Source organism: Pedobacter suwonensis (assembly GCF_007833675.1).
Taxonomy (GTDB): Bacteria; Bacteroidota; Bacteroidia; order Sphingobacteriales; family Sphingobacteriaceae; genus Pedobacter; species Pedobacter suwonensis.
In genome coordinates this window covers 4,374,749-4,390,127 of the sequence record NZ_CP031708.1, presented here as the reverse complement: position 1 = coordinate 4,390,127, position 15,379 = coordinate 4,374,749, and the positions used below count along the sequence as shown (strand labels likewise).

15 protein-coding genes are annotated in these 15,379 nt (G+C 39.1%); 5 read left to right on the top strand and 10 right to left on the bottom strand.

Annotated elements, in window-relative coordinates; translation table 11 throughout:
* The 3 genes from DV942_RS18155 to DV942_RS18145 all read right to left on the bottom strand — a co-directional run bounded on the left by DV942_RS18155 (position 1) and on the right by DV942_RS18145 (position 1,607).
* The gene (locus DV942_RS18155) at positions 1-207 is read right to left on the bottom strand and encodes a hypothetical protein (RefSeq protein WP_090984950.1); all 207 of its coding nucleotides are present in this window, start codon (positions 205-207) and stop codon (positions 1-3) included.
* A gap of 63 nt (positions 208-270) precedes the next feature.
* On the bottom strand, positions 271-915 hold the full coding sequence (locus tag DV942_RS18150; protein WP_145859923.1) for a chloramphenicol acetyltransferase: 645 nt from the start codon (positions 913-915) through the stop codon (positions 271-273).
* On the bottom strand, positions 912-1,607 hold the full coding sequence (locus DV942_RS18145; protein ID WP_145859921.1) for an HAD family hydrolase: 696 nt from the start codon (positions 1,605-1,607) through the stop codon (positions 912-914). Before DV942_RS18145 ends, DV942_RS18150 begins: the two co-directional genes overlap by 4 nt.
* Before the next feature lie 78 nt (positions 1,608-1,685).
* On the opposite strand from DV942_RS18145, the gene DV942_RS18140 reads away from it, so the two are divergent.
* Positions 1,686-2,324, top strand: a complete 639-nt coding sequence (locus tag DV942_RS18140; RefSeq protein ID WP_145859919.1) for a Crp/Fnr family transcriptional regulator — start codon at positions 1,686-1,688, stop codon at positions 2,322-2,324.
* A 164-nt stretch (positions 2,325-2,488) separates the two neighbouring features.
* Entirely contained in the window at positions 2,489-3,115 is a 627-nt protein-coding gene (locus DV942_RS18135; RefSeq protein ID WP_145859917.1) for a carbonic anhydrase, read from the top strand.
* 325 nt (positions 3,116-3,440) lie between these two features.
* Here the strand turns inward: DV942_RS18135 and DV942_RS18130 are convergent, their stop codons facing one another.
* The 5 genes from DV942_RS18130 to DV942_RS18110 form a co-directional block, all read right to left on the bottom strand.
* Positions 3,441-4,208 carry an SDR family NAD(P)-dependent oxidoreductase gene (locus DV942_RS18130; protein ID WP_145859915.1) on the bottom strand — a complete coding sequence of 256 codons (768 nt, stop codon included), beginning with the start codon at positions 4,206-4,208 and terminating at the stop codon, positions 3,441-3,443.
* Between the two features lie 18 nt (positions 4,209-4,226).
* Positions 4,227-5,066, bottom strand: a complete 840-nt coding sequence (gene kduI / locus DV942_RS18125) for a 5-dehydro-4-deoxy-D-glucuronate isomerase (RefSeq protein ID WP_145859913.1) — start codon at positions 5,064-5,066, stop codon at positions 4,227-4,229.
* A gap of 96 nt (positions 5,067-5,162) precedes the next feature.
* Entirely contained in the window at positions 5,163-5,408 is a 246-nt protein-coding gene (locus tag DV942_RS18120) for a hypothetical protein (RefSeq protein WP_145859911.1), read from the bottom strand.
* Positions 5,409-5,961: 553 nt separating this feature from the next.
* On the bottom strand, positions 5,962-6,813 hold the full coding sequence (locus DV942_RS18115) for a HEPN domain-containing protein (RefSeq protein ID WP_145859909.1): 852 nt from the start codon (positions 6,811-6,813) through the stop codon (positions 5,962-5,964).
* Positions 6,779-7,948 (bottom strand): hypothetical protein, encoded by a 1,170-nt coding sequence (locus DV942_RS18110; protein ID WP_145859906.1) that lies wholly within the window; start codon positions 7,946-7,948, stop codon positions 6,779-6,781. The genes DV942_RS18115 and DV942_RS18110 overlap by 35 nt, the downstream gene beginning before the upstream one ends.
* Before the next feature lie 99 nt (positions 7,949-8,047).
* Here DV942_RS18110 and DV942_RS18105 point away from each other — a divergent pair, with 99 nt between their 5' ends.
* The 3 genes from DV942_RS18105 to DV942_RS18100 all read left to right on the top strand — a co-directional run bounded on the left by DV942_RS18105 (position 8,048) and on the right by DV942_RS18100 (position 10,152).
* A complete protein-coding gene (locus DV942_RS18105; protein WP_145859904.1) occupies positions 8,048-8,695 on the top strand; it encodes a LexA family transcriptional regulator in 648 nt (215 codons plus the stop codon).
* A 481-nt stretch (positions 8,696-9,176) separates the two neighbouring features.
* Positions 9,177-9,455, top strand: a complete 279-nt coding sequence (locus tag DV942_RS23580) for a hypothetical protein (protein WP_186462342.1) — start codon at positions 9,177-9,179, stop codon at positions 9,453-9,455.
* Positions 9,436-10,152 (top strand): integrase core domain-containing protein, encoded by a 717-nt coding sequence (locus tag DV942_RS18100; protein WP_186462341.1) that lies wholly within the window; start codon positions 9,436-9,438, stop codon positions 10,150-10,152. The genes DV942_RS23580 and DV942_RS18100 overlap by 20 nt, the downstream gene beginning before the upstream one ends.
* A 161-nt stretch (positions 10,153-10,313) precedes the next feature.
* On the opposite strand, the gene DV942_RS18095 is transcribed toward DV942_RS18100, so the two are convergent.
* Both DV942_RS18095 and DV942_RS18090 read right to left on the bottom strand, forming a co-directional pair.
* Entirely contained in the window at positions 10,314-11,843 is a 1,530-nt protein-coding gene (locus DV942_RS18095; protein ID WP_145859899.1) for a RagB/SusD family nutrient uptake outer membrane protein, read from the bottom strand.
* A gap of 10 nt (positions 11,844-11,853) precedes the next feature.
* A complete protein-coding gene (locus tag DV942_RS18090; protein WP_145859897.1) occupies positions 11,854-15,135 on the bottom strand; it encodes a SusC/RagA family TonB-linked outer membrane protein in 3,282 nt (1,093 codons plus the stop codon).
* Between the last annotated feature and the right edge of the window lie 244 nt (positions 15,136-15,379).

Here is a 15,379-nt window from a genome sequence, read left to right as displayed (position 1 = left end):
TTAATCTTTAAATCTAAAGGCAAACAATGCCATCAAACAGATTACCGCAAAAGCTGATGGCATGGGATAATTAATGAACAGAAAAAGTACAAATGTGGCAATTAGCAACATCACAAAAAACATCATAGCCTTTAATGCAGTATCCATATAACACATGGCTACAATAGCCAAAAGGTAAAATGGAATAATTACGGCGGTAATAAACATTACCGAAAATAAATATCTAATATTAATTGGATATTAAATGTTGCTTAGGCTTAAAGGTTTAGATTAAAGAGGAACGTTAACCTCTTCATTATTTAACAGCGCCTGATAGTAATCTACAAACTGGGCAACATTAAATCCATCCATCAAAGCATGGTTTACATGTATAGAGACAGACATTATTTTTCTTTCGTTTTCATCTCTAAGCTTGCCAAAAGATATTTTAGGACAGCTATCCTGATAAGCATAATTTCGGGCATGTGATAAAGAAGTGAAATTTAGCCAGGGCAATGCCGAGTAATGGATTACATTTTCGCCCGATGAAGATGGAATTAAACCGATGCTGTTTCTTACTTTTTCAATTTCCTGATCAGCTGCCTTCCTAAAATCTTCAAAATTCTCAGAGAAATCCATATAACCAAACCCAAAGGTTCCATTCGGACGGTTAATGGTAGCCGCGGCATTTATAATATCGTATTTCCAAACTTCACCATCAATAATGCGGTACCTGAAAGGCTCTACCTGGTTGGCGGCTATTAACGATTTGTGCAGATAAAGCAGGAAAAAGGAAACGTTTTGTTTTTTTGCTTCTTTGTAGGTCGTGGTACAATCTAATTCCACAGTAACTCCGAAAAAAGGCTCTTCAAAAGCGCTAAAAAATTTAAAATGATCTTTTCTGATCCAGGTATTGATGTCTATTTTTTCTTTCATTCAATTAATTTTGGTAAAATCTCAGACAGACTTTCCATCTGGTAAAAATTTGCATGTTCAATGGTATGATCAATATGCTCATGCACCCAGGTAGTATGAAAAGGAATGTGAACGGCGTACCCGCCAATATTCAGTACCGGTAAAATATCAGATTTCAAGGAATTGCCCAGCATTAAAAATTCTTCAGGTTTACAGTCCAGGTGTTTGATCAGTTTTTGATAATCTCTTTCCTGTTTATCACTCATAATTTCAATATGGTGAAAATAATGATCCAGTCCCGATTTGGTCAGTTTTCGTTGCTGATCCAATAAATCACCTTTGGTAGCCACCACAAGTTTATACCTTCCGTGTAAGGCCTTCAATACTTCTTCCACCCCATCTAGCAGCTCTACAGGTTTCTGAAGCATTTCCTGTCCCAGTTCTATCGCCCTGTTAATCACAACAGGGTCTATTTTACCGGCCGTTATCCGTAAAACAGTTTCGATCATACTTAATACGAAACCTTTAATTCCATAACCATAAAGCGGCAAATTGGCTATTTCCGTTTTATAAAGTTCAGCCAGGACGTTATGGTGGGGCATAAAATCTTCTAGAAGGCCTGCAAACTGATTTTCGGTTTCCCTGAAATAGGGCTCATTTACCCAAAGGGTATCATCCGCATCAAAAGCAATTACAGTAATCTGATTTTTCATGGTTATGCTTACTTTAGCACCACAAAAGTAAAGCAACAATTCCCTTCAAAAAAGGACATTTGTCTCGACTAAATAAATATGCTACGCACCAACCTTACTTTCTTATCTTTTATAGAACGTTTTTGTACCGAAAACAAGGAGGCAGACATTACGCTTAAAAACTTTAAAGCAGGATATAAATTTATTGAGCAGGGCGAAAAAATCAGCAATATCTATATCATTAAAGATGGAATCAGCAAATGTTTTATTTCTGAAGAAAATGGTAAGGATTTTATCATCGAGTTTTTAGGTAAGGGCGAGGTGGTTGGCGAGCTGGAAGCGCTAAAAAAGATTACTTGTCTGTGTAATGTAGCTGCAATTAGTGATGTTACGGCTTATGTTATCCCTCATCATCTTTTTCTTTCATTGATTAATAAAAATAGCGAATTCACGATACTCTTACTTCAGGAATTGTCTACCAGAATTATACAAACCAGTACACGCGCATCTTTTCAGCAGTTATATACACTGGAATATGCGCTTTTGAAATTGCTCAAGCTACAGGCTGATGAGCATATTTCCATTTCCAAAGAAGACATGGCAGCCTATCTGGGCATTTCCGTAAGAAGTTTTAACAGAAGTTTAAAACAGATCATCACTAAAGGAGATTTTAATACATCTGAATTTAAAAACATCCTTCAGGTAGCCCATATGAAGAAGCTACTATCAAATCTGTAAACATTTAGGGATAAAACTTGTTAATAAAGCGATCAAAAAGAAATTTATCTGTTAATGCCTTTAATTTCTATGCATTAATAGCAAAAGATTATTTTTGGTATTATGATTGAATAAAAACAGCTTAACAATAATTTATTTATCCAAAACGCTATTAAAGCACCATTATGAATGTAGAAGACGTTTTTAAGAACAACGAAAAGTGGATAGCAGAAAAACTATCAATTGATCCCAATTATTTTACCGAGCTATCTAAAGGACAAAGTCCGGAGTTTTTGTATATCGGATGTTCAGATAGTCGGGTTACGGCCGAAGATTTAATGGGTATACAACCTGGTCAGGCTTTTGTGCACCGAAATGTGGCCAACCTGGTAAATAACGTAGATTTAAACGTAATGACGGTTTTAAACTACGCTGTTCGTCACTTAAAAGTAAACCATATTGTGGTTTGCGGACACTACAATTGTGGAGGCGTTAAAGCGGCCATGCAACCTGCTGATATGGGTATATTAAATCCATGGTTAAGAAATATCCGTGATGTTTACCGCATCCACAAAGAGGAGTTAAATGCCATTGAGGATGAAGGTGCGCGTTACAACCGACTCGTCGAACTGAATGTTCAGGAACAATGCGTTAACCTGTTAAAAACCGCAGCAGTGCAAGAGGCCATTACTGAACGCGGAATAACCGTTCACGGCTGGGTTTTCGATATACACACCGGTAAATTAATCGACCTTAAAATCGATTTCGAAAATATCCTGAAAGATATTAAGGAGATTTATAATTTGTATTAACCTGAGTTCGATTATTAATATTACCTATCGGTAGCTTATATTGACGTTTGATTAATCGACCGTCACCCTGAATTTATTTCAGGGTCTTTCCTGCTAAAAAGATGCTGAAACAAGTTCAGCATGACGAATCGGTCAGGGATTGGGCGCCTATAAGACAGTGTTTTAACTAAATAATTATCGAGTTCAGTTTATTAAGTCCGCAGTAATGAGTCGCAAGTCCTCATTACTAATTGCAAAAAAAACCTCGCAGGCTTTGAAAATCTGCGAGGTTTAAATACTTCTGAACATCGACTCCTGACTAGGGACTAGAGACTAACGACTAACCCTACCGTCCCATCCAACCGCCATCAACGGTTAAAATTGTTCCGTGAACATAATCGCTGGCAGCTGAGGCCAGGAATATCGTTGGTCCTTTAAAATCTTCAGGTATACCCCATCTTCCGGCGGGGATACGAGATAATATAGAAGTGCTCCTGTCCTGATCTTCACGCAAAGCAGAAGTATTATCAGTTGCGATATAGCCAGGAGCAATCGCATTTACGTTTACACCTTTTGATGCCCACTCATTTGCAAAAGCCTTGGTTAAAGATGCAATTGCTCCTTTACTCGCGGCATAACCAGGCACGGTAATTCCGCCCTGAAATGAAAGTAATGAAGCTGTAAAAATTACTTTTCCACTTCCTCTGGCAATCATTTCCCTACCAATTTCACGCGTTAAAATAAATGGTGCCGATTGGTTTACGGCAATTACTTCATCCCAATATTCGTCTGAATGTTCAGCAATTGGCTGGCGCAAAATCGTTCCGGCATTATTCACCAGAATATCAATCACAGGATGATCTGCTTTCACCTGAGCCGCAAAAGCCAGGGTATTTTCGCGTTTACCAAAATCGCACTGGTAAGCATAAAATTTTCTGCCCAGCGCTAAAACTTCGTTCTCAACAGCACTGCCCTGCAGTTCTAAACTTGCAGAGACACCGATAATATCGGCCCCTGCTTCAGCCAAAGCCAAAGCCATAGCTTTTCCGATTCCTCTTTTGCAGCCGGTTACCAATGCAGTTTTACCTGCTAAATTAAATATGTTGTTAGCCATGATGTATTCTTAAATAAATTATTTCAGTTCGGTAATGGCACAGTGATCCATGTCGCCATAATCTAAGTTTTCGCCGGCCATACCCCAAATAAAAGTGTAATTGGTTGTGCCTGCTCCCGAATGGATAGACCAGTTTGGCGAAATCACCGCCTGATCATTCTGCATCCAGATATGGCGGGTTTCTTGCGGTTGTCCCATAAAGTGGCAAACACTTTGCCCGTTCGGAACCTCAAAATAGAAATAGGCTTCCATCCTTCTATCGTGTGTATGTGCAGGCATGGTATTCCAAACACTGCCCGATTTTAATTCGGTCATGCCCATTTGCAACTGGCAGGTTGGTAAAACACTGTTCACCAATAACTTATTGATTATTCTATGATTGGCTGTTTCAGGCGTACCCAATTCTACAATCTCCGCTTCAGCTTTGCTTACTTTTTTAGTAGGATAGCTATGGTGTGCGGGGGCAGAATTGATATATAATTTCGCAGCTTCGCCTGGAGTGGCAGTTTCAAAAAACACTTCTTTTGTACCTTTGCCGATATATAAAGCTTCTTTATAATCCAGTTCGTATGTTTCCCCGTCAGCTGTTACTATTGCTTTTCCGCCAACATTGATGATCCCCAATTCCCTGCGCTCCAAAAAGTAATTCGCTTTTAAATCATCAGGGTTTGGCAATGCTATTTTTTGATCAACCGGCATGGCACCACCAACAATATACCTGTCAAAATGAGATAAGGTGAGGTTTACCTGGTTGACTTCAAATACGTTTTCAATCAAAAAGTTATCCCGCAAAGCAGCGGTATCCATTTGTTTAACTTCTTTTGGGCTTTGGGCGTAACGGCTTTCGAATTTGTTCATTGGTTAAAATTGAGTTTGAGAGAAATCTGAAATGGTCTCAGATCCTATCCACAAATATATTTATACGATACTTATTATTGGTATTAATACTCAATTTTATAATCCTTTTTTATGGTTTCTTAATTTTAGGGTACTAAACATTCGTTTTACTGAAAAGTAATCAATTTTATTAACATGATGCAGACTTAATCTTAAAACCATTAATATTGAGTTGTTTGGAGAGCGGCTTTCTATGCAATGATTAAAGTTTCTTCCCGCTATCCGCTTTACTTCACCCGATGAAATATCGGGCTCGTGTCCGCTGCTATCCTTTTGTATGGAAACATTTATATTAGTGATCATTGTTTTTAGCACATATTTTTAGGGCGATCGTCATGCTGAATTTATTTCAGCATCTTAGGAGGATTTAATATCTCAAAAAGTATAGCTGGATGTAATGGATTTATTTCCGCTCTATGCCGCGGGGGCATGGTACTTTGGAGCGCCAAAGTACCCAAAGCGCTTCGTCAATCCAGCAATGAGCCTTTTGCACAATCCCATACGCATCAAAAAAAACAGTGGCACTTCGTTTTGTGTTCAATATTTTTTAGAAAAATTTCATTATCGTTATGAACACAAAACCACTGCGCTTCAGGTTTGTTAGTGCTAATTTATCTGAACTGCAACTGTTTTTTTGATTCCCCTGGCTCCTGGGATTGACAGCGTCCTTAGTTAAAACCCATGCTTTATTAAAGTTTCTTAGCAAAATGCCTAAACTATTCTTAAAAAGATGTGTCCACACGGTAGTATAAAATATCGGGATAAAGCCAATAACGGGACTGCTCTTGCCGAAGAAATACCGAACCCTAAATTTCCAATAAAATAGATGAATGCTTTTAATATGCTGTTTTACCACTTAACCCGCATCTATCGTGCTCCGCTGTTGGTCGAAATGATTATTCATGATACGCTGATAAACCTGTTCTGCAACCACATACAATAAATCTGCTTTTTCAAACAGGTGTAACAAATCTTGTTCACCAATAACATAACTGTTTTCGTACCTCACAGCCAGGTAAGCCTCATCAAGCAAATGCAATAGGCTAGCCTCTTCCTCACTATCATTAAACAATGCTGAAAGCGGCTTAACATAAGGCTTAATATACAATTGATGAACCCGGATGCGGTGTGTTTTTTTATCTTTTCCCATGACCAGAATCTCGATGGCCCGATACATCAGATCAAAAACCTGATGCAGCATGAAAGTGCAGTATTCAAAATTTTGTTGTTTAAAGTAGAAGGTTGCACCTACCAAAAATTTATTGGCCTTATCAATTCCATGCCGGTAGCTGGCACTTACCTGGTCTGCAATAAACTTAGATGTATCACCATCAAAAAGATGACCGGATTTACTAAATAAACAATTCTGTGCAGCTGTAGCATAGTAACAGAATAAACTTCCCTCCAACAGGGCCTGCTCTACCTCATGTACATGAAAAACCCGATAGCTCAGTTCCGTTTGCCCGTTAAATACAATATTTAACACTGGTATTAATTCATTTAAAATACGTACCTGTTTAAAAGAAACCATAATCAGGATTTCCTGAACGGCCTTACCGGCCAGAAAGTTATTATGGAGATAAACACATTGAACAGGAACTGCGGCTATAATAGCCTTTAACAAACGTAACATGCTTTCATCTTTTAATGCGGCATGTTCTGCATTCAAAAACTTACTCCGCATAATGGTACCTTTCTTCAGTTTCATTTAAGGGAGGATTGGTAATGATTAAAAAAAAAGCTTCTATAATCATCAGCATGGATTCATACTGTTCAAACAGGAATTCCTTATCCAGTAATTTAATGCTGCTTTTGGTACTGAATGCAGCATAAAACCATTCCAGGAGCCCTAAACGCAGTTGCTTAATTTTTTCGGGAATAAAAAAAGACGTTACAAACAGATAGGGATTTTCGATATGCATGGCAGCCAGTGTATTTACCTCGCACAGGCCTTTATGGGTACCGCTGTTTTTTGACTGATCTGTAGCAATAAGCAAATTTTTGGGCGGTGTACACTGGTAAGTTAAGTTTTTGGCGGTAATCAAAAAACCGGCGTTTAGCAATTTGATAAACTGGTTATAGAGAAAAAAATAATCGGCCACATCGCTCAAACACTTTTCTTCAGCCAGGGCAGCTTTATACCAGTTTTTTAGATAGGTTTTATGCCCGCTTAGGTTATCAAGGCTAAAGAAAAATTCTATTACCTTAAATGGATCGTTAAATACTTCCTGTTCAAAAGCCAGAGGCGATGTACTTTCGAAGATTGCCATATGATAATACCGATCGATACTTTTAAAACTATTTCTGGTAATGATCCTTTCGTGTATGAGCCAACAAGCCTCCAGCATTTTTTTGGTGTTTTCGTAAAAAGGAAAAATATGTTGGTCCCAATCCAGGTCGAGGTTATTTTCTAATGCGGCCAGCAACCACTCTTTATACATCACTTTATAGGTATCTGACTGGAAGAACAAAAAAATATCAAGAAAGGTAAGTTTTGGATTTTTCACTTCTCCGCTGCTCAATAATTTCGGACAATACTTAAGTAGTACCATTTCGCGTTCTACACCGCATTCATCAGCCGAAATCGCCTCTATAAATGCTTTATCAGTTTCAATATGGTTAAAAACCAAATCGGAATAGTCGAAAAGCGGAACGAGTTTTTCATAAAATACCAACAGCTGCGCGGGGTGCTTCTGAGGCGAGAAATCGAATTCGTTACGGGGTGGATTTAACCAGTTTTTTAGAAAGTTCAAATGATAATCTACACTGTTTGTAGAAAAAAAGCTTTCAATCGCACCGATAAGTGCCATCGTTTCGTTTTTAAAATTCGTATTCGCTTCCATATTGTTTAATTTTAAAATGATTATATTAGCTAACGAATTTAGTAAAATAAAATAAGTTAATCTAATTTTAATAAGCTAAACTTATCAACAATTACCGTTATGAATGAAAATCAGCGCTTAAAAAAATTAATGGAATTACTGCATTTTAAGACTCAAAAGGATTTTGCTGCTGCATTAAATATTCAACAAGGTTCATTGTCAGATATTTTAAGAGAAAGGGTTAATGTATCTAATGCGATTAAAGATAGGTTGGAGATGAAATTCGACGTCAATTTAACCTGGCTGGAAGATGGAATTGGTGAGCCTTTCTTCAAAAAGAAGCCAGCTGTTGGCGAAAGCAAGGAAGGTGTTCCTTATTTTGATATGAGCCTGTCGGATGCGAAAGAACATATTGTGGAAGAGCAACGGGCGGAATACCTGGTCAACTATTTGCCTTTTAATGATTGTACGGCCTATTTACCGGTTTATGGTGATAGCATGGCCCCGCAGTATGCCGCAGGGGAAATTATAGCGATAAAAGAAATTACCAATTACGAAATCCTGCAGTGGGGAGAGGCTTATGTGGTGATGACGGATGAAGACAGTAATAGCCTGCGCACCATCAAACTCATTTTTCAGCACGCTGACGATACCAAACTCATCCTCCGCTCTTCAAACCCGAATTTTAAAGGCGATACGGTAATCAGTAAGAAAAATATCCAGGCACTTTATATTATTAAAGGGAAAATTACGAGGAATGTGATATAAGGGACTGAGATGAAGCCCATAGCGAGGATTTATAACGAAAAGAAGGGCTGAAGCTGCCGATGAAATGCTGGCCTTCATTTTCAAATCACAGATAGTTTTTTTTATGGTTGGTGCGACATCAAGCATTAGGGGAATGTTCATCAGGGTTAATTTATTTTATAAAAATTAATCTAAATGGCAGGGAGAACTTAAGATAAAATAATATCGTCATTTCGACTGAAGCTTACCGATTTTCATCGGTAGCGCAATGGAGAAATCTTTTAAATTTCTCGATAACGTCGTTTAAAGATCTCTCCGCTCCGCGTTGCTCCGGTCGAGATGACGATTTTGTACTAGAATTTTAAATTATAGCCTGTCGAAACACCTTGAAACAGGCCCATCGACAAGCTACTTTTGACAGACTCCCAAAAAAGTCGTCATTGCTGTAAGGGTTTAGTAATTCGGTAACAGAATTAGCTTTGTATAAGCTAATAATTGATTTATGCGAATAAACACGAATGATCTTACCTTAAAGCGTAATTACCTGAGCAAATACCGTTTCCTGATCACAGAATATGAACAGGTAAAAGCTGGTTTGCACCCCAATTTTAAACTTGTAAAAGACTTCTACTCTGCGCATGATACTGATGCACGGAGTTTTTTGAAGTACTACAATAGGTTCAAGCAATCGGGGAATGAAGTGGATCTGCTCCCAGCGAAGCGTGGTCCTAAGTACCGTACAAGACGTCCCGACCTTCAGGATGAACAAAAAAGTGCTTGATCTTCGTAAACTTGGCTGTAATAAATTTGAAATAGCCAGTCAGCTTCAACAAAAATCAGATAAATTTACGCCATCGGCATCTGGGGTATATAATATTCTCAAACGTCACGGTCAAAACCATTTGGGGTCGGCTGAAAAAGAAGTTAAACGAAAGATCATTAAGGAGTATATGGGCCAGTTAGGACATATTGATTGCCACCATCTTAGTAAAAGTGTAATCAGGGGACAAAACAGAAAGCTTTATCTGCTGTGCGTCCTGGATGATTATTCACGTTTGGCCTGGGCAGAGGTGATGGAAGACATTACCGCTCTTACCACCATGTTCGCTGGGATGCGCTGCATGCAGATGCTCAAACAGGAATTTGGGATACTCTTTGAGGAGATGATTGCTGACAACGGACCAGAGTTCGGTCCCTCCATCAGTCAGAACAAAAAGAACCATCCCTTTGAGAGAATGCTGATGGAAACTGGTATCAAAAGGCGGTATACAAAGGCATACCGCCCACAGACAAACGGAAAGGTTGAACGCTTCTGGAGAACCTTGAAAGAGGATCTCATTGAAGATACAGACTTTGACAGCCTAGAGGAATTGCAGGACGAACTGTTAAAGTATATTGTATATTATAACTGGCAAAGGCCACACCAAGGAATTAATGGTAAAAAACCTGTGGAAATGGTCGATATAAATAAACTCTAGTTCATTACCGAATTACTAAACCCTTACAATTGCGAGGCGGGATATGAGCGAGCCGAAGCAATCTATCATATAATTTATTATCAAAAAAGATTGCTTCACTCCTGCGCGAAGTCCCTTCTTCAGTTCGCAATGACGAAGTTAAGAGCCAAAACTCACGTTATTTAATAACCCGGATTCTGATACATTTTAACCGGATCCAGTTTTACCTCATCAAAAGGAATAGGGAAATACCTGTCTTTTGTGGTTACGTTAGCCAGCTTAGCAATTCCATACGCCGACTGTGGTTTCGCTTTTAAGTAAGTAACCAACTCTGCCGCGGTAAAATTTCTGATCAAATCAAACCATCTTTGGTGCTCAAAGGCGAATTCTACCCTACGCTCATGCAAAATAGCCAGTTTTAAAGTCGGGAATTTAGCCGCATAATTAACGTCGGTTTTGGCAACCGCATAAACAGGCATACCTGCTCTTGTTCTGACCATATCTAAATATTGAATAGCTACGGCATCATTGCCCTGCAACATATTAACTTCAGCAAGCATTAAAATTACGTCGGCATAACGCATCAAAATCCAATCATTACCGCCATAACCATTGTTGGTGGCCAAGGCACTGGCATCACGGAATTTGGTAATAAACCAATCTTTTACGGTTGCATCGTTAGCGTATTTTACAGAGAAATCTTTTCTTAAATCACTTGTTTCGTACTCGTTGATCAGATCTAACTTCACATTTCCACCGATACCAGTTGAAACCTTTAACGAATTAATGGTTTCGCCTTTTGCCTGGTTATTAGCGGCAATGCTGGAGCTGTAATTAATATCGCCCTGTTTGTAAGAAATCTGGAAAATCAGTTCTTTACAGGTGGCTTTCTTGGCCACATCGAAAACGTCGGTATAAGGAATTTCAGAAAGGTTGCCAAAAGCTTTCATATTATAAGCAGCCGTTAGGTAAGTATTGGCATTGGAAAGGTTTTCGGCCTTATTGTTTGGCAGGGTGGCCGCCATGGTTAAATAAACTTTACCCAGGTAAGCATTAATAGCGGCTTTTGAAGTCCTTCCAATATTGGCGGTTGTCTGGAAGTTTGGTAACGTACTGTTTAAACCATCTTTTAAATCGGCGACAATCTGGTTATATACGTCAACTTCAGGCACGCGGAAAGTTGCTGCGGTAACCTCATCAGTTGTGAGCAATTGTTTAGTAACCAAAGGCACAGCTCCCCATTTCCTTACCAGTTCGAAATACATGATCGCCCTGATAAATTTGGCTTCGGCTGCATAGTTAATCTTGGTTGCAGGGTTAGCAAAACTTACCTTATCGATATTTGATAAAATTACATTGCTTCGGGTGATGGATTGATAAAGTGCAAGCCAATGCGCTTTTAAGTATGAGTTACTTGGCAATAAAGAGAAATCATTAAATTGAAAGGGCTCTCCGGCATTACTCTGGTTATCATTTCTACCGGTATCATCCGAACGCTCATCGGTAAATAAACCACTATTTTCACCCAGCGTATTACTGCTTCTTAACGATTGGTAAGCACCGTTTACCGCCAATAATACATCATTCTCAGTTTTAAAATAATTCTCTACAGTAACAGCATTGGGATTGCTCTGTGCCAAAAAATCTTTTTTACAGGCGCTTAGGCTTAAAACTACACCCAGTGCCAAAATTGTATAAATATTGTTTTTCATTTCCTTGATTCTAAAAAGTAAGTTTAACACCCAGGTTATAGGTTCTTGCCAATGGATAGTTACCATAATCTACCCCAGGGGCAAGGTTATTACCTGCACTATAATCTACTTCAGGATTATAGCCTTTATAATCTGTAATGGTAAATGCATTATCTACACTCGCATAAACACGTATATTACTTACTTTAAGCGTATTGGCTAGCTGCTTTGGAAAACTATAACCTAAAGTAATGTTGGTACACCTGAAGTAAGAACCATCCTGAATGTAGAAAGATGATAAACGGGTACTGTTACTTTGCGTACCCGCACGCGATGCACGATAATTTAAGCCACTGCCCGGATTGGCTTCATTCCGGTAACGGTTGGCAACATCTACATACTGGTTGCCAGAACCTTCGAAATTATACAGGTAATAATCCTGTCCGTCTAAAACCTGGTTCCCATATGATCCGTTGAATGATGCCCTTAAATCGAACATTTTATAAGAAGTATTTACGGCAAAACCGTAGGTAAATTTTGGATAAGGTGTGCCGATCACCGTTTTGTCTGCATCATTCACAATGCCGTTGCCATCCGTGTCCTGGAAATATAAATCACCGATTTTTGCCGGGTTAGTTGAAGAAGCTGATGGAGCAACCTTACCCAAATTATCAGCTGTGACCCTGCCCAAAACTTTAAAACCATAAAACATACCAACCGGCTGACCTTCTTGGGTAACATGTGTAATGTATGACCGCTCTGCACCAGCAGTATAGATGGTACTTGCTCCACCCATATTTAATACCTTATTGTGGTTAACGGAAATGTTTCCGCTTAAACCCAATGTAAAATCCTGGTTCTGGATAATTCTTCCATCCAGTTGGATGTCGAAACCTTTATTACGGATTTTACTATCAGCAAGATTGGTAAGAATAGAAGAAGAACCCGATACAGCAGAGATGGGCTGATTGAATAGGAGATTGTAAGAATAACTCAAGTAATAATTTGCAATAATATTCAATCTGTTTTTGAATAAGCTGACATCGGCACCAAAATTATACTGAGAGGTAGACTCCCATCCCAACTTCGAATCCTGTATGGCATTTGGCCAGATCGCCGTTGAAACCGCATTTCCAAAAACCACACCACCCGGTGCACTCATTTCCTGCGCAGTTCTGTAATTAGGGATGTTGTTGTTACCGCTCAAGCCCCAACTTGCCCTTAACTTAACGGTTGATTGTTCGCCAAGAAAACTGTTATAGAAATCTTCTTCGGAAAGATTCCATCCTGCAGCTATTGAAGGGAAATTGCCATATTTATTTAACGGGCCGAACCTTGATGATCCATCACGACGGAATGAACCGGTTAAAAAGTATTTACCTGCATAATTATAACTGAAACGGCCAAAATAAGAGAGCAAAGTATTGGTAGCCTTTGCTGTTTTATTTGCTCCATCGGTAATCAGTGTTAAAAAGCCTGCTTCAGCACCTTTATCGGTGATCTCACCGATTTTATCATTTTGAAAACCCGTAGCAGAAATCCTGATTAAATCGCTGGTTGTTTTCTGCGCAGAATAACCGCCGAGCACATCAATTTTATGCTTACCAAAAGTTTTGTTATAGTTTAAGGTAAACTCACCAAGCTGATCAACCTGACTAAGCGTTTGTGCAATAGCATTCGCCGCCGTTATCGCAGCGGTAGAGTAAGGTGGATTATTACCATTACTTAAGCTGGTTGGCAGATAAAAATCATATTTCTCGTTATAGGTCTGTGTACCTAAATTGGCTTTAAAATCCAATCCTTTCAGTATGTTATAAGTAGCATTGGCATTATAAGTACTTCGGGCACCCTTTCTGGTAATTTTCAATTGCTCTACCGTTGCAAGTGGATTTTCTGGATTTTGAATACCATATTGCGAGGCTAAAGCGCCCATGCCAAACTGGATGGGATTACCATTCGCATCCCTTGCAGGCAGATATGGCAGGTAAATCAAAGCCGACATCATCGGACTTAGATTATAGCGTCCTTCCTGTACTTCACGGTTATCATTCTGTGTGTACGAGATGTTCGCGCCTACACGTAAACGCTCGCTCACCTTGCCATCTATATTAGCCCTGAAGTTGGTAACCTTTTGGTTGGTATTGGTTACAATACCATTGTTGTTCTGGTAACCACCACTTAAAAAGTATTTAATATCTTTAGTACCGCCAGAAAAGGAAAGGTTATGACGCTGAAAAGCGGCATTGCGATAAAGTTCGTCCTGCCAATCGGTATTGTACGTAGCAGGAATAGCTTGTTGTGTACTAAAATTATAAAGATCTGCAGGTATACTCACACTACTTCCGTTACCCACATTGGCAATACGCGTAGCATTGTTATCACTAAACATGGCATCGTTCCAGGTTTTTCCGGCATTTACCCATAAATCTTTATAGGCATTGTTACGCCCGTCGATTAAAAGCTGGATAAACTGGTTGGCATCCAAGAGTTTTACTTTTTTAGCCAGCTGAGAAACGCCACCCTGGACATCATACTCAAATCTTCCTTTTCCATCCGTACCTCTTTTGGTGGTAATTAACACTACCCCTCCCGATGCCCTTGAACCATAAATGGCAGCAGAAGCGGCATCTTTTAGAATATCGATGGTTTCAATATCCTCTGGATTAATGGATACGTTATTTCCTGCCGGGTACCCATCAATTACATATAAAGGATCTGAACTGGCATTAATGGAACCAATACCTCTTACCCTGATTTTGGTGCCGGAATACGGCGCACCGCTGGTTTGAGATACCTGCACGCCGGCAACTTTACCAACCAAAGCCTGACCAACCGTAGGAGAAGTTAAATTCATTTCGCTGGCTTTAACACTGCTGATGGCACCTGTTACATCCGATTTTCTGATCTTCTGATAACCAATGGCCACTACCTCATTTAGAGTATTGCTGCTTTCTTTTAAAACAACACTAATATTCTGGCGACCGTTAACCGCAACCTCCTGATTATCATAACCGATATAAGAAAATACCAGAACAGCACCTTCTTCTACATTAATTGAATATCTGCCGTTGGAATCGGTAACTGTAGTTTTTTTTGTTTTCTTTTCGAAGACACTAACACCAGGTAATGGTTGGTTATTTTGATCGGTAACTGTTCCGCTCACCGTGGCAAATGCTTTATGGTATAAGGCCGACACAGCTTCACTATGGTTTATTGCTATTGCATTGGCATTACAGATGGCCAGTAAACCTAAGGGCAAAAGCAATTTCCTGCAAGTATGATTAATACCTGCGGTTAAAAAAAATGATGTCATCTTTTTGTTCTTTGTAATGGTTTTTTAAATAATAGGGAGATTTGTGTTTTTAAGTAGAAGCGTAGATTTTCACATTTACATAGGCTTATCCTTTTAAAATTGACGAGTAATTTTTTTGAGCGTTCTACCGCCGCAAAAGTAGCGGTGCATTTTTAACGCGATGTATCCCCTGTGTTAACTCTTTACACCAATAAGAATGGCTTCTTTAAATTAATATTAACTCGAACCAAATATTTATAAATCG